This is a genomic window from Amycolatopsis sp. NPDC114484, from assembly GCF_055633755.1.
Genome location: NZ_JBVKDQ010000010.1, coordinates 258,356 through 276,975 on the forward strand (window position 1 = coordinate 258,356; position 18,620 = coordinate 276,975).

11 protein-coding genes are annotated in these 18,620 nt (G+C 70.7%); 9 read left to right on the forward strand and 2 right to left on the reverse strand.

Annotated elements, in window-relative coordinates; translation table 11 throughout:
- The first annotated feature begins 134 nt into the window (after positions 1–134).
- The 3 genes from ACZ7SW_RS25125 to purH all read left to right on the forward strand — a co-directional run bounded on the left by ACZ7SW_RS25125 (position 135) and on the right by purH (position 3,942).
- On the forward strand, positions 135–1,691 hold the full coding sequence (locus tag ACZ7SW_RS25125) for a cell division protein PerM (RefSeq protein ID WP_470232795.1): 1,557 nt from the start codon (positions 135–137) through the stop codon (positions 1,689–1,691).
- A gap of 74 nt (positions 1,692–1,765) precedes the next feature.
- Positions 1,766–2,383 carry a phosphoribosylglycinamide formyltransferase gene (purN, locus tag ACZ7SW_RS25130; protein WP_470232796.1) on the forward strand — a complete coding sequence of 206 codons (618 nt, stop codon included), beginning with the start codon at positions 1,766–1,768 and terminating at the stop codon, positions 2,381–2,383.
- Positions 2,380–3,942 (forward strand): bifunctional phosphoribosylaminoimidazolecarboxamide formyltransferase/IMP cyclohydrolase, encoded by a 1,563-nt coding sequence (gene purH / locus ACZ7SW_RS25135; RefSeq protein WP_470232797.1) that lies wholly within the window; start codon positions 2,380–2,382, stop codon positions 3,940–3,942. The genes purN and purH overlap by 4 nt, the downstream gene beginning before the upstream one ends.
- A gap of 44 nt (positions 3,943–3,986) precedes the next feature.
- Here purH and ACZ7SW_RS25140 read toward each other — a convergent pair whose 3' ends face one another.
- Positions 3,987–4,499 carry a GNAT family N-acetyltransferase gene (locus tag ACZ7SW_RS25140; RefSeq protein ID WP_470232798.1) on the reverse strand — a complete coding sequence of 171 codons (513 nt, stop codon included), beginning with the start codon at positions 4,497–4,499 and terminating at the stop codon, positions 3,987–3,989.
- A gap of 1,593 nt (positions 4,500–6,092) precedes the next feature.
- On the opposite strand from ACZ7SW_RS25140, the gene ACZ7SW_RS25145 reads away from it, so the two are divergent.
- The 4 genes from ACZ7SW_RS25145 (at position 6,093) to ACZ7SW_RS25160 (ending at position 12,511) form a co-directional block, all read left to right on the forward strand.
- Positions 6,093–6,686, forward strand: a complete 594-nt coding sequence (locus ACZ7SW_RS25145) for a hypothetical protein (RefSeq protein ID WP_470232865.1) — start codon at positions 6,093–6,095, stop codon at positions 6,684–6,686.
- 50 nt (positions 6,687–6,736) lie between these two features.
- On the forward strand, positions 6,737–8,323 hold the full coding sequence (locus tag ACZ7SW_RS25150) for a DNA polymerase Y family protein (RefSeq protein ID WP_470232866.1): 1,587 nt from the start codon (positions 6,737–6,739) through the stop codon (positions 8,321–8,323).
- A gap of 177 nt (positions 8,324–8,500) precedes the next feature.
- A complete protein-coding gene (locus ACZ7SW_RS25155; RefSeq protein WP_470232799.1) occupies positions 8,501–11,833 on the forward strand; it encodes an error-prone DNA polymerase in 3,333 nt (1,110 codons plus the stop codon).
- A 90-nt stretch (positions 11,834–11,923) separates the two neighbouring features.
- Positions 11,924–12,511 carry a pentapeptide repeat-containing protein gene (locus ACZ7SW_RS25160; protein WP_470232800.1) on the forward strand — a complete coding sequence of 196 codons (588 nt, stop codon included), beginning with the start codon at positions 11,924–11,926 and terminating at the stop codon, positions 12,509–12,511.
- Positions 12,512–12,570: 59 nt separating this feature from the next.
- Here ACZ7SW_RS25160 and ACZ7SW_RS25165 read toward each other — a convergent pair whose 3' ends face one another.
- Complete coding sequence (locus tag ACZ7SW_RS25165) at positions 12,571–17,172, reverse strand: glycohydrolase toxin TNT-related protein (protein ID WP_470232801.1); 4,602 nt, start codon at positions 17,170–17,172, stop codon at positions 12,571–12,573.
- Positions 17,173–17,446: 274 nt separating this feature from the next.
- Here ACZ7SW_RS25165 and ACZ7SW_RS25170 point away from each other — a divergent pair, with 274 nt between their 5' ends.
- Together ACZ7SW_RS25170 and ACZ7SW_RS25175 are read left to right on the forward strand one after the other, a co-directional pair.
- The gene (locus ACZ7SW_RS25170) at positions 17,447–18,301 is read left to right on the forward strand and encodes a bifunctional methylenetetrahydrofolate dehydrogenase/methenyltetrahydrofolate cyclohydrolase (RefSeq protein ID WP_470232802.1); all 855 of its coding nucleotides are present in this window, start codon (positions 17,447–17,449) and stop codon (positions 18,299–18,301) included.
- Positions 18,301–18,612: a DUF3017 domain-containing protein gene (locus ACZ7SW_RS25175; RefSeq protein WP_470232803.1), complete on the forward strand. Its 312-nt coding sequence runs from the start codon at positions 18,301–18,303 to the stop codon at positions 18,610–18,612. The genes ACZ7SW_RS25170 and ACZ7SW_RS25175 overlap by 1 nt, the downstream gene beginning before the upstream one ends.
- Positions 18,613–18,620: the final 8 nt, after the last annotated feature.

Sequence of the window (18,620 nt, forward strand, 5' to 3'; positions counted from 1 at the left end):
GCATTACCCACCCGCTGTGACTCTCCGTGTCACAGCGGGTGTTTTTATTGCCCTCGTGCCACGACCGGGTGGGCGTTGGATTCGCCACGTCCGCCGGGCGGCGTGCCTCACCCGGACGGCCGAGCGCGGATGTCATGGTCGAGGACATGCAGGTGCTCACCAGTCCCGGACGCCCCGCGGGCGACGAGCCGGTGGGCGACTCCCTTGGCCAGGATGTCCCGCAGGCACCCCGGTTGCGGGTGTTGCTCGTCGCGGCCCTCGGCCCGATCGTCACCGGCTACGCGGTGGTCGCCACCCTGCTCGCGCTCGTCACGCTGACCGCGCAGCACGCGATCTTCTCCGCGGGCGGGGTGCTGCTGTCCGCGGGACCCGGCTGGCTGGCCGCCTACCAGGTCGAACTCGGGATCGGCGGCCATCCGCTCGGGATGCTGCCGCTGCTGCCGACGATCGGCGTGGTGCTGCTGATCGCGCGAGCGGCGGCGAAGGCCGTGCGACGGCTTCGCTGCGCCCGGCTGCGGCACGCGGTCCCCTTGATCGCCGCGATTTTCAGCGCGCATTTGCTGTTCGGCGTGCTGATTTCGCTGCTGTCGATCGGAGAACCGGTACGGGCGAACTTCTGGCTCGCCGCGGTGGTGCCTGCGGTGATTTCCGGACTCGCGGCCACCGGTGGGGTGCTTCGGCGTTTTGGGATGCCGCAGGTGCTCGCCGAACGGCTCGACCCGTTGGCTCTTCGCGGTTTGCGGGCAGGCTTGCTCGGGCTGTTCGCGCTGCTGGCGGCCGGCGCTCTGACGCTGACCGCCGCCACAGCGCTGTCCGCGCGCACGGTGTCCAGCCTGTTCGAGCCGTCGTTCGGCGGCAGCTTCGGCCTGTTCCTGCTTTCCGTGTTGTACCTGCCGAACGCCGTGGTCGCCGCGATGTCGTTCGTGAGCGGGCCCGGCTTCAGCATCGGCAGTCTCGACGTGCACCTCGTCGGCTACCGCGGCGGTTCCGTGCCCGGGGTTCCGCTGCTCGGCGGCATTCCGGAGCACGCCGCGTCGTGGTGGCCGGTGCTGCTGGTGCTGCCGCTGGCGGTCGGAGTGCTGGTCGGCTGGTCGGTCCGCGCGGTGGACGACGATCCAGCGGCGCGGCTGCGGGCCGTGGTCGTCGCGGGCGCGGTCGTCGGGTTCGGCTGCGTGCTGCTCGGCACGCTCGCTGGCGGACGACTGGGCGACGGTCCGTTCGACCCGGTCAGCGTGCCGGTCGGGGTGGCGTCGATCGTCGCGTTCTGCTGGATCGTGATTCCTGCTGGGTTCGTGGCGTTCTTCGCGGGGGCGCACTCTCCGATGCGGCCGGTCGGCTCGCTTGAGGTGGAAGACGAGGGCGAGGCTGAGCCGGAATCCGAGACCGAGTCCGCGTCGGATGAGGCTGAGGACGCTGAGTCGGAGGAGCCCGAGTCCGATGAGGACGTCGCGGACGAGAACGCCGAGGCAGACTCGGACCTGGCCGAAGACTCGCCAGAAGACGAGGACTTCGACGCGGAGGCCGACGCGGAACTGGGCCTCGACCTGCCCGAGGACGAGCCGGAAACCGCGGAAGACAAGCACGAAGAGAAGCCCGAAGACAAGTCGGAAACCCCCGCCGAGGAGCCGGACGCTGTGACCGAGTCCACCGAGGACTCCGGCGACGCGAAGCCCGCCGAGGACGACCGTTAGGGTTGGGGCGACCTGGTGAAGCGCCGTGCGCCCGAGGCGTACCGCCGTGCAAGGAGCCCGTTCTGGCCAGCCGCTTGGAACTGCCCACTCCGGTGAAGATCGTCGTGCTCGCGTCCGGTTCCGGCACGCTGCTGCAAGCTGTGCTCGACGCGGTCGGGCAGCCCGGGTTCCCGGCTTCCGTCGTCGCAGTCGGAGCCGACCGCACCGGAATCGAGGCGCTCGCGCGGGCGGAACGGGCCGACGTGCCGTCGTTCACCGTGCGCGTCGCCGACCATCCGGACCGGGCCGCGTGGGACCGCGCGCTCGCCGAGGCCGTCGCGGCTTACCAGCCCGACCTCGTGGTGTCCGCGGGCTTCATGAAGATCCTCGGAGCGGAGTTCCTGTCGCGGTTCGCGGGCCGCGTGATCAACACCCACCCCGCGCTGCTGCCGTCGTTCCCCGGGATGCACGCGGTCGCCGACGCGCTGGCCGCGGGCGTGCGCGTCACCGGATCGACGGTGCATTTCGTCGACGCCGGGGTGGACACTGGCCCGGTCATCGCCCAGGAGGCGGTGCTGGTGGAGACCGACGACACCGAAGACGTCCTGCACGAGCGGATCAAAGCCGTGGAGCGCAGGCTGCTGGTTGAAACGATCGAGCGACTCGGCCGTGGTGGGTGCACCGTGGACGGACGAAAGGTGAGGTTTTCGTGAGCACAGCACAGGGGCGGCGCCCGGTCCGGCGCGCGCTGATCGGCGTCTCGGACAAGGCCGGCCTGCTCGAGCTCGCGACCGGCCTGCACGCGGCCGGCGTGGAGATCGTGTCGACCGGCGGCACGGCGAAGGTCATCGCGAACGCCGGTGTTCCGGTCACGCCGGTCGAGCAGGTCACCGGGTTCCCCGAATCGTTCGACGGCCGGGTCAAGACGCTGCACCCGCGCGTGCACGCCGGACTGCTCGCCGACCAGGGCAACGAGGACCACGTCGCACAGCTCAAGCAGCTCGACATCGCGGCGTTCGACCTGCTCGTGGTGAACCTGTACCCGTTCCAGGCGACTGTCGCGTCCGGCGCGAGCCCCGAGGACTGCGTCGAGAACATCGACATCGGCGGTCCCGCGATGGTGCGCGCGGCCGCGAAGAACCACGGCAGCGTCGCTGTCGTCGTGGACCCGGCGCGGTACGCGTGGGTGCTCGAGCAGGTCTCCGCGGGCGGCTTCGAACTCTCGGACCGCAAGCGGCTCGCTGCGCAGGCGTACGCGCACACGGCTGCGTACGACACTGCCGTCGCTTCCTGGTTCGCCAACGCGTACGCGCCTTCGGACGACAGCGGCTTCCCGGACTTCCTCGGCGCGACGTGGGACCGTGCGGACGTACTGCGCTACGGCGAGAACCCGCACCAGAAGGCAGCGCTGTACCGCAGCGCGCAGCCGGGCCTCGCGCACGCGGAGCAGCTTCACGGCAAGGCGATGTCGTACAACAACTACGTCGACACTGACGCCGCGCGTCGGGCCGCCTTCGACTTCTCCGAGCCGGCCGTCGCGATCATCAAGCACGCCAACCCGTGCGGGATCGCTGTCGGCACGGACATCGCCGAAGCGCACCGTAAGGCGCACGCCTGCGACCCGGTGTCCGCGTACGGCGGCGTGATCGCCACGAACCGTCCGGTGAGCGTCGCGGCGGCGGAGCAGATCGCCGAGGTCTTCACCGAGGTCGTGCTCGCCCCCGACTTCGAGCCGGAAGCGCTGGAGATCCTGCAGCGCAAGAAGAACGTGCGGCTGCTGAAGCTCCCCGCGATCGAAAACGCGGCCCCGGTGGAGTTCCGGCCGATCTCCGGCGGCGTGCTCGTGCAGACCGCCGACGCGATCGACGCCCCCGGCGACAACCCGGCGAACTGGGAGCTGGCCACCGGCTCGCCCGCCGACGAGCAGACCCTGGCGGACCTGGAATTCGCGTGGCGGGCCCTGCGCGCGGTGAAGTCCAACGCGATCCTGCTGGCACACGAGCAGGCGACCGTCGGGGTCGGCATGGGCCAGGTCAACCGCGTCGACTCGTCGCGGCTGGCGGTCTCGCGGGCGGGCGACCGGGCGAAGGGCTCGGTCGGCGCGTCGGACGCGTTCTTCCCGTTCCCGGACGGACTCGAGGTGCTGATCGAGGCCGGCGTGCGCGCTGTCGTGCAGCCCGGCGGGTCCATCCGCGACGCCGAGGTGATCGCCGCCGCCGAGGCCGCCGGGATCACGCTGTACCTCACCGGTACGCGCCACTTCGCGCACTGATTTTTTGGTAGCCGGCCGGGACTTTCGGGTCCCGGCCGGTTTTTTCATCCCTCGCGCAGGATCGCGTAGACGACCTCGTCGCGGTAGCCGCCGTCGCGCCAGGTGACCTGGCACAGCAGCCCTTCGCGGTGGAAACCGGTCTTCTCCAGCGTGTGCTGCCCGGCGACGTCCTCGCTGTCGACGAAGGCTTCGAGCCGGTGCGCGCGGGTGTGCCGGAAGAGCTGGTCGACGAGCAGCTGGTACGCCTTCGCGGCGGTGCCGTGGCCGCGGTAGTCGGGCAGCAACGCGACGCCGACCCGGAAGCACCCGCCGGCGGGCCCGCCCCGGTCGGCCGCCTCCCAGGTCGCCATCCCGGCGACGGCCGAGTCGACTGTCACGGCGACCGCGCTCGAGGCCGGGCTGAGGAACCCGTCCTCGGCGAACCGGCGCCGTGCCTGCGGTCCGGTGAACCTCGTCCACTGGAAGGTCCCGGCGCCGTCCGGGTCCGTGGAGAACCGGTCGAGCACCGGCAGGTCAGCTTCGGCGAAACCCCGCAGGGCGATGTGTCCTGTCTTCATCAGGGTTCCAGTGTAAAGAGCCGTTTTCCTGGTGTCCGGTGATCTTCCGGGTTCTTTCTCCGTCCGCGCTTGACAGCTGGGGAGGGGGCGAGTGAAACTGAGTGAAGTCGAACGGGTGTTCGATACTGTTCGGCGCAGTGATGTGTTTTTGGGTGCGATTGTTGGGTGACCGTGCGGATTCCGCACGGCTGAGGATGCGGAACCGCCTTCCCCGCGGTGTGCCGACGTCCGTCCCGGCTTGGTTTGACGACCTTGCTCCGGGGCGGACTGTCGGCCGATCACGGAGGAAGGAGGGAACCGGTGACGACCGGAGTGGCTTCGGGGGCTGCTTCTTCGGAGCTCGCTTGTTCGGGGGCTGTTTCGGAGATCGCGGGAGGGACGGGAGCTTCAGGGGCTGCGGGGGCCTTTGAGGCCGGGGGGACTCCTGCGGACGGTTCGGTCGCGGCTGGTTTTTCCGGAGCGGGGGATGCTTCGGCTCTGGCGGGGATGGCCTCGGGGGTTTCCGGGGCGTGGGGCGTTTCGGCTGGGGAAGCTGTGGGGGTAAGCGGCACTTGGGCTCTGGCTGTGGGGGCTTCGGGGACGCGGGGTGCTCCGGCTGGGGTGGACGGCGTTTGGCCTCTGACCGAGGCCGTCCCCGGGACAGGCGGTTCTTCGGCAATGGCCGAGGGCCAAGACGTGCCGATGCTGCCTGCTAGCTCTGCCCCGACTGATCTCCTTGGCATTGCGGGGATTTCAGCGAAGAAGAAGCCCGCCCGGTCGTCGCGGAAGAACTTCTCCGACGCGGAAGTCGCGGCTTCCGCCCCCACGAGCGTGCCGGAGGCGCGGCCGGCACGCTCGTGGGAAGTATCGGTGCCGTGGTCGGCGATCGAAGCGTTGGCGAAGGAACGAACGCCGGTCGCCGCGATGTCCGCGGGTTCGCCGAGGTCGATGTTCTCGTGGGGAGAGAACGGATCCCGGCTGAGTTCTCCGGACGTGGCGTTCGAACCATGGATGCCAGCCAGCTCCGGCGGGACGGCAGGAGACGACTCGACGGGGCTTCGTTCGCAGGCACGGTCAGGTCCGTCAGCCGAGTCCGGTCGTGAACTTTTTCCCAGTGCTGCCGCGTCTGCTGACGTGCGCGTCTCCAGCGGGTCTGATTCACCGACTCCGCTCAAACCGGCGACCCAACAGCCGTCGGCTCGGGTTGGCTCAGCTGTTCATCCGGAGACTGCGCTTGAGCCGCCAACTCCTCTTCACTCACTGGTCTCAGCCAGCTCAGACCCGGAAACTTCGCCTGAGCCGACAACCCCGCCCACCCCTCCAACCCAGCTGCACCCTGCGACTCCGCTCAACCTCGCAACCCCACCCGACTCAGAAACTCCACCCGATTCAGCAACCCCATCCGGCCCGGCACCCCCATCCGCCTCAGAAACTCCCGACCCCCCGAAACTCCGCCCTCCAACCCGGCTCCACCCCGCCGACCCGCCCTCGCCCGATCCCGCGGATCCGTCGCACCCGCTGGCCAAACTGACCGCTCTCCCCGGCGTCAGCACTGCCAGCACCGTCGCGGCCGAGCGGGCTTCCCGGGCCGATTGGGGCCGTGCCGCTGGGCGGCTGCTCCCCGTGGCCCCCGCCCTGGCCGATCTCCTCCCCGAGGCTGGGTTGCGCCGCGGAAGCATCATCGCGGTCCACCACTCCACCTCGTTGCTGTTCGCGTTGCTCGCGGAGGCGACCGTCGCCGGGGCGTGGGCCGCGGTGGTCGGTGCTCCGTCGCTGGGGATTGTCGCGGCGGCTGAGCACGGGGTCGCCGTTTCGCGGCTCGCGTTGGTTTCTCAGCCAGGGGCCGAATACCAGGCAGTGATGGCCGCTTTGCTCGACGGCGTCGACCTCGTTGTCACCGAGCCTCGTTCAGTCCGCCCGGATGTCGCACGTCGGCTCGCGGCGCGGGCGAGGCATCGCGGGGCGGTGCTGCTTTCGTTGGGGCCCTGGCCTTCCGCCGACGTCGAATTGCACTGCACCCCCGGCACCTGGACCGGGGTGGGAGAACACGGTGCCGGACACCTCCGTTCCCGCCCGGTCGAGGTGCACGCTCGCGGACGTGGCGCAGCGGCTCGGCCTCGGTCGGCGTCGGTGTTTCTGCCCGGCCCGGACGGGCGGGTTTCCCGGGGCGAGAAGCACCTCGCAGCGCGGGAAGAGGCAGTCGGGTGACCGGGAACGTCCACAAAGGACAAGCAGATCCACGCCGTCATCCGACGCGGATGCTGGTCCTGTGGTGCCCGGACTGGCCCGCGGTCGCTGCCGTCGCCGCGGCGGGGAGCGTGCTTACCCGGCCGGCGGCGGTGTTCCACGCCAACCGGGTCGTCGCGTGCACCGCGGTCGCGCGGACGCGGAACATCCGGCGCGGCATGCGGCGGCGAGAAGCGGAATCCCAATGCCCGGACCTGGCGGTGTTCGGCGTGGACGACGCTCGGGACGCGCGGTTGTTCGAGAATGTCGCGGCGGCGGTGGAGGAGCTGGTCGTCGGCCTGGAAGTGGTGCGGCCGGGGCTCCTCGCGGTTCCCGTCGCGGGTGCGGCCGGGTACTTCGGCGGCGAACCGCAGCTCGCGGAGAAACTGGTGGACCAGGCGGCCGCGGCGGCCGGGGTCGAATGTCAGGTCGGTGTGGCGGAGGGATTGTTCGCGGCGACCCTCGCCGCGCGGCAGGGGGCGTTGGTCGAACCTGGGCGGACAGCCGAATTCCTCGCCCCGTTGCCGGTGATTGAACTGGACCAGCCAGGCTCTGAGCGGGCGGATCTGGTCGGCCTGCTCGTCCGGCTCGGGTTGCGCACGCTCGGTGCCTTCGCCGGACTCGGCGAGCGGGACGTCGCCGCTCGGTTCGGGCGCACCGGGGTGCTCGCGCATCGACTGGCCCGGGGGCTGTCCGACCGGCCGCCGTTGCGCCGCAGCCCGCCGCCGGAGCTGTCGCTCGCCGAGTCGTTCGATCCGGTGCTTGCCCGGGTGGATGTCGCCGCGTTCATGGCCAAAAAACTCGGCGCACGGTTCCATGCCGCGCTCGCTGATCGCGGGCTCGCGTGCACTCGATTGGGTATATACGCGACCACTGAGAACGGCGAGCAGCTCGGTCGCGTCTGGCGTTGTGCGGAACCACTTACGCCGCAAGGGGTCGCGGACCGGGTTCGGTGGCAGTTCGAGGGCTGGCTCAAGGCCGCGCCCGGCGAACGGCCCACGGCCGGGGTCGCGCGGTTGCGGCTCGAACCGGAAGAGACTGTCGAAGGGAGGTCATTGCAGCTGGGGCTGTGGCGGGGGAGCGATCCCGGCGCCGGCCCCGGCGAGGACGAGGAATTGGCCGCCGAACGGGCTGGCCGCGCGTTCGTGCGGGTGCAAGGTCTGCTCGGCCCGGAAGGCGTGGTCACACCGCTGCTCGACGGCGGACGCGATCCGGCGAGCCGGGTCCGGCTCATTCCGTGGGGCGATCCGCGGGAACCCGTCGGGCCGCCGGACGCCACGTGGCCTGCCCGGCTGCCCTCCCCGTCCCCGGCGACGGTGCTGGAACAACCGTTGCCAGTCCAGGTCGTCGACGATCAGGGGCGGCCGGTCGGCCTCACCGCGCGCAAACGGTTGACCGCGCCGCCGCACGGACTTCGCGTCGCAGGCGGGCCGCCGCGGCCGATCACCGGATGGGCCGGTCCGTGGCCGGTCACGTCGGGTCGTCGTTCGACCGGGCCGCAGCAAGCCCGGCTGCAACTGTTGCTCGCGGCAGGGGAAAACGAGGCGCCGGAGGCGGTGCTCGTCCTCTGCTCCGGAACTGAAAATCCAGTGTGGACAGTGGAGGGAAGTTACGACTGACGAGGCAAGGATCTGCACCTGCTCGTAAATATTTTGTTACAGTGAAAGGAAACTGATGAACCACGACCTGCCGACGCCCCGCGTCCCAGCGGAGCCGCCGTGCCCGTTCGACCCGGTGCCGGTCGCGCTGCTGATCCCGCAACCCCGCAGATCGCCTGAGAACCGGGTGGACTGACGATGGGCTGGAACAACCCGCCGGTTCCGTGGAAGGACCTCGCGCGGGCGTTGTCGGGCGGGATGCCGCCCGGCGATCACGGCGACAGTCCCGCGTGGGGCCGCAAACGCGAGGCGTATCGCCGCCCCGCCGACATCCCGCCGCCGCGCAGCGACCTGGAATCCGGGCCGCGAGTGGCGTACGCCGAACTGCACTGCCACTCCAACTTCAGCTTTCTCGACGGTGCCAGCCATCCCGAGGAGTTGGTGGAGGAAGCCGCGCGGCTGCGGCTCGACGCGATCGCGCTCACCGACCACGACGGCATGTACGGTGTGGTCCGCTTCGCCGAAGCGGCCAAGGAGCTAGGCGTCGCAACGGTATTCGGCACTGAGCTGAGCTTCGGGCTGTCCGGGCCGCAGAACGGCGTCGCCGACCCCGAAGGCGAACACCTCCTCCTGCTGGCTCGCGGTGACGACGGCTACCGCAGCCTGTGCCGCGCGATTACCGCCGGACAGCTGCGCGGCCACGACGACAAAAAAGCGGAGCGGGCCGAAAAAGGCCGTCCGATCTACGACTTGTCCGCGGTGGCGGAGGAAGTCGCGGGGAAATGCGCGGTGCTTACCGGCTGTCGCAAGGGATCCGTGCGTTCGGCGTTGGTGCGCGAAGGCCCGGACGCCGCGATCGCCGAACTGCGCCGGCTGGTCGACCTCTTCGGCCAAACCCAGGTGTACGTCGAACTGATCGACCACGGCCAGCCGCTCGACAGCGTGCACAACGATCTGCTCGCCGAGATGGCCGGCGAACTCAACCTGCCCACCGTCGCCACCACTGCCGCGCACTACGCCCGCCCGGAACGCGGCCGCCTCGCGGACGCGCTGGCCGCCATCCGCGCCCGGCGCGGCATCGACGACCTCGAAGGCTGGCTGCCCGGCGACGCCACCGCGTTCTTGCGCTCTGGCAACGAAATGGCGGAAGTCTTCCAGCGGTACCCGGGCGCGGTGCAGCGGTCGGCACTGCTGGGCATGGAATGCGCCTTCCCGCTTGAGCTTCTCGCGCCGGAGCTGCCGCCGTTCGACGTCCCGGACGGCGAGACCGAGACCACGCACCTGCGAAACCTCGTCAAGGCTGGCTTCGAAGAGCGCTACTCGGGCAAGGCCCACGAAGACAAGGCTTGGCAGCAGATCCAGCACGAGATGGAGGTGATCGAGGAGCTCGGGTTCCCCGGGTACTTCCTGATCGTCTGGGACATCGTCCGGTTCTGCCGGGAAAGCGCAATCCTGTGCCAGGGAAGGGGTTCCGCGGCCAACTCGGCGGTGTGCTACGCGCTCGGGATCACCAAGGTCGATCCCATCGAGTACCAGCTGCTCTTCGAACGGTTCCTCGCGCCCGACCGCGACGGTTACCCGGACATCGACATCGACATCGAGTCCGGCCGGCGCGAGGAGGCGATCCAGTACGTCTACGGCAAACACGGCAGGCTCAACGCCGCACAGGTCGCGAACGTGATCACCTACCGCGCCCGCTCCGCGATCCGCGACGCCGCCCGGGCGCTCGGCTACTCACCCGGCCAGCAAGATGCGTGGAGCAAGCAGATCGACCGCTGGGGTGCCTTGCAAAGCACGGAAAAAGACCACGACCACGACATCCCGCGCGATGTCGTGCAACTCGCCTTCGCGCTCGAAGACTTCCCGCGGCACCTCGGCATCCATTCCGGCGGCATGGTGATGTGCCGGGAACCGGTGAGCCAGGTGTGCCCGGTCGAATGGGCGCGGATGGAGAACCGCAGCGTGCTGCAGTGGGAGAAGGAGGATTGCGCGGCGGCGGGGCTGGTGAAGTTCGACCTGCTCGGGCTCGGCATGCTCTCCGCGCTGCACTACATGCTCGACCTGGTCGAAGAATACAAGGGCGAGGTGATCGATCTCGCCGAGCTGGACCTCAACGACGAGGACATCTACGAAATGCTCTGCCGCGCCGACGCGATCGGCGTGTTCCAAGTGGAGAGCCGGGCCCAGCTGGCGACGTTGCCGCGGTTGCGGCCGAAGAAGTTCTACGACCTGGCCGTGGAAGTCGCGCTGATCCGCCCCGGCCCGATCCAGGGCGGTTCGGTGCACCCGTACATCCGCCGCAAACAGGGGCGGGAGGAGTGGGAGTACGACCATCCGCTGCTGGAGAAGGCCCTGGAGAAAACGCTGGGGGTGCCGCTGTTCCAGGAGCAGATGATGCAGATCGCCCTGGACGTCGCGAATTTCACCCCGGCCGAGGCCGACCAGCTGCGGCACGCGATGGGGTCGAAACGGTCGCAGCGGAAAATGGAACGGCTGCACAAACGGTTCCTCGACGGAGCCATCGCCAACAAGTTGGACGCGGAGCTGGCGGAGAAGATCTTCCAGAAGCTCAAGGCGTTCGCCAACTTCGGCTTCCCGGAAAGCCACGCGCTGAGCTTCGCGCATCTCGTGTTCGCGAGCGCGTACTTCAAGCACTACCACCCGGACGCGTTTTGCGCGGGCCTGCTGCGGGCGCAACCGATGGGGTTCTACTCGCCGCAGTCGCTGGTGGCGGACGCGCGCCGGCACGGCGTCACCACGCTCGGTCCGGACATCAACCGGAGTCTCCCGCACGCGACGTTGGAAGCGTTGCCGGACAACGGAAAACTCCACGCGGTGCGCGGCGGGCTCAGCACGGTCCGGATGATCGGCGAAACGCTGGCCGAGGAGATCGTGGCGGAACGGCAGGCGAACGGCCGGTACGAGAGCATGTCCGACCTCGGCAGGCGTGTCCGGCTCACCACGCCGCAACTGGAGGCGCTGGCCACCGCGGGCGCGTTCAGCGCGTTCGGCCCGGACCGGAGGCAGGCGTTGTGGTCCGCGGGCGCGGTCGCGCAGGACCGGCCGGAGAAACTGCCCGGCACCGGAGTCGGCGTGGACGCGCCGATGCTGCCCGGGATGGACGGGCTCGACCTCGCCGCCGCCGACGTGTGGGCCACCGGGATCTCGCCGGACAGCTACCCGACGGAGTTCATCCGCGACCGGCTCGACGCGCTCGGGGTGCTCACCGCCGACAAGCTGCTGGACCGGGACGACGGGGAACGGGTGCTCGTCGGGGGAGCGGTCACGCACCGCCAGCGTCCGGCGACGGCCGGTGGGGTCACGTTCCTGAACCTCGAGGACGAAACCGGCATGGTGAACGTGATCTGCACACTCGGGCTGTGGCAACGGTTCCACCGGATCGCGCGGGGCAGCGCGGCGCTGCTGGTGCACGGAGTGCTCGAAAAAGCGGATGGCGTGGCGAGCGTGCGCGCGCAGAAACTCGAGCAGCTGACGCTGCGGATTCCCACGAGATCGCGGGACTTCCGATGACCGGCGGGCAGCTCGTGGACACACGCCTTCCGGCGGCTCGCAGCCACCCCGTCGACGAGGCGGCGCCGGGGCTGATGTCATCCTGTCGGGGTGACGGAGACCGGCGAGGACTACACCGAAGCACGACTTTCCGGCCAGTGGTGGGAAAAACGCCAGTTCGTGGGTTGCGACTTCACCGAGGCGGACCTGCGCGACCTGCGCACCCGCGGCTGCACCTTCGACAACTGCGACTTCACCAAGGTCGACCTCGCGGGCTCGCGGCACGACGCGTCGGCGTTCCGCTCGTGCACGTTCGACCGGACAGTGCTCGCCGACAGTCGCTGGTCGTCGTGCTCGCTGCTTGGTTCGTCCTTTGTGGACTGTCGGTACACCGGGATCGCGCTCACCGAATGCGACCTGTCGCTGGCGTCGTTCGCGCGCGGCCGGTTGCGGAAACTGGACCTGTCGGGTCTGCGGATGCGGGAAGTGAACCTCAACGAGACGGATCTGACGGATTCCGATCTGCGGGGCACGGATCTGTCCGGGGCCCGGATGATCGGCGCGAAACTTCCCGGAGCCGACCTGCGCGGCGCGGTCGTCGATGCGAACGGGCTGGTGCAGGCAGATCTGCGCGGCGCGTACGTGGACGTCGAACTGGCAGTGTCGTTCGCCGCGGCTCACGGCCTGGTCGTCAAGTAGCTCGCTTCCAGGCACGAAAAAGGGGCGAAGCCCGCAGGCCCCGCCCCTTCTCCGCGTCCTCAGTCGATCGGCGGTTCGCCCGGGTCGAGTTCGATCAGGTCGCCCTCGGCGAGCAGCTCTTCGATGCTCGCCGGAAGCAGGTACGCCGACCCGCCGCCCGGCTGGTTGAACCACGGGATCGCCACCCCGGCAAGGGTTTCGAGCGGCCGCTGCACGCGGTACACGTGGTACGGCCGGTTCACCCACTCCGGCACCAGCGAACGCTCCTCGAACGGGGTGCCCGCCGCGTAGGTCAGGTTGCCGTTCGGGCCGCCGAAGCGGTCCAGTTCGCTGCCCGCGGGCAGTTCGCGCAGTTCCTTGCCTCGGAACAGGGTCAGCGGCGGTTCCCCGGACAGCGGCACGATCGGCCACTGCCCGCTGCCGCCGGTTCCGTTGGCGCGCACCGGTTCCTCGCGCCGCACCGGCGGTTCCCGCCGCGGCGGCGGGCTGACCGGCTGCGCGACCTGGGCGGGCGGAGCGCTGACCGGCGAGGCGACCTGCGTCGGCGGGGCACTGACCGGAGGGGCCACCTGGGTCGGCGGGCTCACGGGTGCCGCGATCTGCGTCGGCGGAGCCGGCGGCGGGGACTGCCGGACCGGCGGTTCGTCGTCGGCCAGCAGCTGATCGGCAGGCGTGAACGCGGTCTGCTCCTGCGGCGGCACGTTCTCGCGGGGCCGCACCGGGAAGGAGCCCGTCGCGATCTCCGGCGACAACGTCGCCACCACCGGCGGCTTCGGCGCGTCCGCGACTGGCTCAGCCGGTGCCGGGGCTTCCGGCGCGACATACCCGTCGGGGTACAGCAGCACCTTGCCGAGCATGAACGCCGCGGCGTCCTCCGCGTCGCCGAACACCGCCGGGTTGATCAGCTCGCCGTCGTACCAGCCGACGCGCCACCCTTCGCCTACCTGCTCGACGCTCCATCCGCGTTCGGTGGGGCCGCCGAGCCGGTACGCGGCCTCGGGCACGTCCAGCTCGTCGAGCTTCGCCTGCAGCTCGGCCAGCTCCGGTTCGGCCGGCTGCTCCCGCCGCGCCACCGGAGCCGGTTCGGCCTGCTCCCGTGCCGCGCGCCGCCCGCCGGACGGCGCGGGCATCGGCATCTCCGGCACCGGAAGCCCGCCGGGGATCTCCGCCCCCGGCATGATCATCGCGGTCGGCGGGCCCGAGTCGTACTCGGCCTCGTGGCGGTTGTCGTCCTCGTACGCGCTGGAGTGCGTGAACAGTTCGGCCCGCTGCTCGTCGTCGTCGCGGGACGGTTCGTTGCCGTGCGTGAAGAGCACCGGTTCGTCGTGCCCGGCGTCGACCGGCTGGTGAACGTCGGTCTGGTCCTCGTCGTCGTCCGGGTGTCCCGGACCGGTGCCGTTGCGACCGGGGACGAGGTCGTGGTGGACGTCGGTGTGGTCCTCGTCGTCGTAATGACCGTCGTCGTAGCGGTCGTACTGCGCGCCGTCGAAGTCCTGCTCGAACGGCGGCTCCGCGGGATGCTCCGGCGCGGTGCCGTGGCGACCCTCGGCCTCCTTCTCGCGACCCCGGCCGCGCGCGGCGGCGATCCCCGCCGCGGCCAAGCCGCCGGCCGCGGCGATCCCGGCCGCGGCCGCGCCGACGTGACTGCCGTGCTCGTCCGCCGGTTCGGCCTGACTGTCGGGTTCCGCGCCGCGCCGTCCGCCGTCCTCGGCGTTCAGCCGCACGTCTTCCCGACGGCTGTCGTCCGACTCGGCATCCGGCTGGGCCCGCCGACGGCCACCCTCCTGGTCACCGGGGCGACCCTCCTCCGGCACCGCACCGCGACGGCCTGTGTCCGGCTCGGCGTCGTGCCGGTTCGAGGCAGCGGGTTCGTCGGCGGAGCTGTCCGCGCCGATGAGCCCGTCGGCACCGATGAGGCCATCCGCGCCGACAAGCCCGTCCTCCGCGTGCGGAGCGGCAGGCTGCTCGAACGCGCTGGGGACCTTGCTCCCGTGCGCGTCGAGGTGCTCGTCGTACCCGTGGGCGTCGTCGTAGCCGCTTGCCGCGTCGCCGTGGCGCGCGGGCTCGTCGTAAGCCGCTTCGTCGTGACCGTGCTGACCGGCGGCTTCGTCGTATCCGTGCGGCTCGGCGTACTGCTCGTGGGATGCGGCGTCCTCGTACCCGTGCTGGTCGGAGTAACCGCTCTCGTGCTCGTCGTACCCGTGCGGTTCGGCGTCGTATCCGCGGCCGTCGTGCGGTGCGGATTCGTCGTAGTCGCCGTGGGAGGCGGAGTCGCGGTAACCGGCGTGGCCGGACTCGTCGTAACCCTGGTCGTGCTGGTCGTAGCCCTCGGCGTGGCCGGGCTGGTCGTAACCGCCGGTCTGACCGTGCTGGTCGTAGCCGTCGGCGTCGCGGGGGTCGGCCTGCTCGTCAGCTCCGCGCGAGCCGACGAACCCGGCAGCTCCTGCCGCACCGGCGACTCCCGCCGCAGCGGCTACGCCCAGTCCGTGTGACCCGCCGGGACTGTCCGGCCCGGACACTCGCGTGCCCTGCGGATCGCTCGACGCGCCGGGACCGTCCTGCCCGCCCGGGCCTTGCGGACCAGGCCGGTCGCGCCTGTCCGAACCGCGTGCGGCTGGCCCGTTGGGCTCGAAGGGATCCTCCGAACCGCCACGTGCGCCGGGACCGCTCCGGTCGTTGAAACCGGATTCGTCCATCGCGCCACGTGCGCCGGGACCGCCGCGGTCGTTGAAACCGGGTTCGTCCATCGCGCCACGTGCGCTGGGGCCGCCGTGGTCGTTGAAACCGGATTCGTCCATCGCGCCGGGTTCGCCGGGCCTGCCGAATTCGTCGGCTCGGCTGAACCCGTCAGGCCCGTCCGGTCGGCCGGCTGTTCCGGGGCGGCCGAATTCATTGGCTTGGTTGAGACCTTCTGGGCCGCCTGCCGTGCCGGGCCTCCCGGAATCGGGGGCGTCGAACTCGTTGGCCGCGCCGAGACCGTCGTGACCGTGACCGTCGTGACCGAAATCGTCCGGGCCGCTTGCCTCGCGGGGGTCGTTGGCTGCGCCGGGCCTGCGGGAACCCGGGGCGCCGAACTCGTTTGCCGAGTCGTAGCTGTCGGGGCCAGCTGGCCTGCCGGGACCGGCGAAGTCCTCGGCTGCGTGGAAGTCGTCGGGCCTGCCGGAGTTGCGGTTGTCGAATTCGTCGGCTGGGCCGCGCCTTTCGGAACCTGAGCCGCCGGGCCTGCCGGGCTCGGCGGCACCGAAGTCGTCGGCTGGGCGGAAGTTGTCGGGACCGTCGGGTCGGTTGGTGGTGCCGGGCCTGCCGGAATCGGGAGCGCCGAAGTCGTCGGCCGGGTGGAAGTTGTCGGGGCTGCCGCCCCTTCCACCGGCCGCACCGAGCGCGGCTGCGCCCAGACCGGCCGCGCCGAGTCCGGCCGCGGCTGCGCCGACTCCGGCTGCGCCCAGGCCACCGGGTCCGCCGGAACCAGCGCCGCCGGAACCGGGGCCGTCAGCACCCGGTCCCTCGGAACCAGGCCCGTGGGAATCGAATCCGCCGGGTCCGCTAACGCCATTCGGTCCGCCTGCGCCGCCGGGATTACCCGCTCCGCCGGGGCCGTTCGGCCCGCCAGGACCGCCCGGCGCCCCAGCACCTCCGGGCCCGCCCGGTCCGCCAGCGCCAGGCCCACCGGCTCCGCCAGCGAGAGGTCCACCAGGACCGCCAGGTCCACCGGAACCAGGTCCACCAGGACCACCGGCGCCGCCAGCGAGAGGTCCGCCGGAGCCAGGTCCACCGGCCCCGCCCGGCCCACCAGCGCCAGGCCCACCAGCCCCAGGAGCGGGCCGCTGCTGGGGAGTCTGGCTCCCGCGAGTCAGATACCCCGCCGCCCCTTGCAGGGTCAGCTCGTCCACTTGCGGAAGCTGGAACCCGTTGGCCCGGATGTGCTCGATCAGGTCCGCTTCCGGCGAGACGCCGTACGTGCGGAGGTAGAAGTTCACCGCGGCGGGCCAGATCCAGTGGCCGTCGCTGTGGAAGGCGACCGGCACCGTCGCTTCCGGAGTCTGGGCCAGCCGGTCGATGTCGTAGCCGCGGTCCTGGACCACGACGGGTGCGTGGTCCAGGTACTCCAGCAGCCGGTCCTGCTCGTCGACGTCCAGATCAGGACGGTTGATGACCGGGCGGCCGGCCGGGCCGATGGTGTCGAAGATCCGGGCGATGCGGAAGTGCGGTCCGGGCTGTTCCGGGCCTAGGCCGGACATCCGGCGGATCAGCCACTCGGGCACGTTCTCCTCGGTGCGCGGGAACATCCGCAGCTCGTCGGAGTACGCCTGGGGCGGCGGGGCGAGGTGCCAGTGCGGCTCGTCGCGGTTGTACTCGAGGTTGTAGCTGGAGGGGTGGTCCAGCTGGTACCGCGCGTTGAACCAGGTGCCGCGGCCGTCTCGGTACATGCCCGCGCGGAGCCTGCCGAAGAGGGTCGCGATGTCGTGCGTCGCGATCCATTCCTGGGCGGATCCGTCTTCGAGCACGATCTCGCCGGTCAGCTCGTGGTACCTGCCGACGGCTCGGTACTCCGCGGAGACTTTGCGCCAGTCGCGCGGGGCGGCGCGAAGCAGTGCCAGTCCGATCTGCTTGACCAGAGTGTCCTGCTCCGTCGCGTTCAGCTGCGTCGTCGGTTGTGCCACAGAGAACATTTTGACTGTTCGCGCGCGCGAACGCACCCCGCATAGGGCTTTTGCCACCCTCGGGCCGGTAGACGAGCCCGCTGACCTCGGCGGACGCGATATGGCACGGGTCACACGCCAGGGTGGGTGATGCGGTGGAGCCTCTCCAGCTTAAGACCCGGGACGGCTGATTCGACGGAAGACGCGCGGGCCGATCGGGTGGTGTCGCGGACACACAGAGTGCAGAACCCACTCCTGACCGGCAGCCCGCGGCGGCTCTGCGACAATGGCCGCCGTGACGGCGAAGATTCTCGACGGCAAGGCCACGAAGAACGCCATTTTCGCGGAGCTGCGCCCGCGAGTGGCCGCGCTCGCGGAGCAGGGGATCACCCCTGGGCTGGGCACGGTGCTGGTCGGCGACGACCCCGGTTCCCACTCCTACGTGAAGATGAAGCACGCGGACAGCGCGAAGATCGGCGTCAACTCGATCCGCCGCGACCTCCCCGCGGACATCTCGCAGGAGAAGCTCGAAGCCGTCATCGACGAGCTGAACGCCGACCCGGCCTGCCACGGCTATCTGGTCCAGCTGCCGCTGCCGAAGCACCTCGACGCGAACCGCGTGCTGGAGCGCATCGACCCGGAGAAGGACGCCGACGGTCTCGCGCCGATCAGCCTCGGCCGGCTGGTGCTCGGCGAACAGGGCGCGCTGCCGTGCACGCCGTACGGGATCATCGAGCTGCTCAAGCGGCACGGCGTCGAGCTGAACGGCGCGCAGGTCACCGTGGTCGGCCGCGGCATCACCGTCGGCCGCACGCTCGGCCTGCTGCTCACCCGCCGCAGCGAGAACTCCACTGTCACGCTTTGCCACACCGGCACCCGTGACCTCGCCGCCGAGGTGCGCCGCGCGGACATCGTGGTCGCCGCGGCGGGCGTGCCCGGGATCATCAAGCCGGACATGGTCAAACCCGGCGCGGCAGTGCTGGACGTCGGCGTCTCGCATGTGGACGGCAAGCTCACCGGCGACGTCGACCCGGCGGTCGCCGAGGTGGCCGGCTGGCTGTCGCCGAACCCCGGCGGCGTCGGCCCGATGACGCGGGCGATGCTGGTCACCAACGTCGTCGAGGCCGCGGAACGCGCGGCCGTCCGCTGATGGCGATGACCGGTCAACGGCAGCGCGGCGATCGTCCCTGGCTCGTTCACGTGCCGTTCGCGGTGATCATGCTGCTGCTGGCGGCGGCAGTGGTACGCGCCCTTCAGTACCACTGGCGCGAGGGCGCGGCGCTGGTCGGCGTGGCCCTGTTCGTGGCCGGTGTGCTGCGCGCGGTGCTGCCGGAGGAGCGCGTCGGGCTGCTCGCGATTCGCGGCAAGGCCGTCGACATCCTCACCTACGGCGCGTTGTGCGCCGCGGTGCTCTACATCTCGCTGTCGATCGTCGGCGGCCCGTTCGACGCCTCCTCCTAACGGGGCCA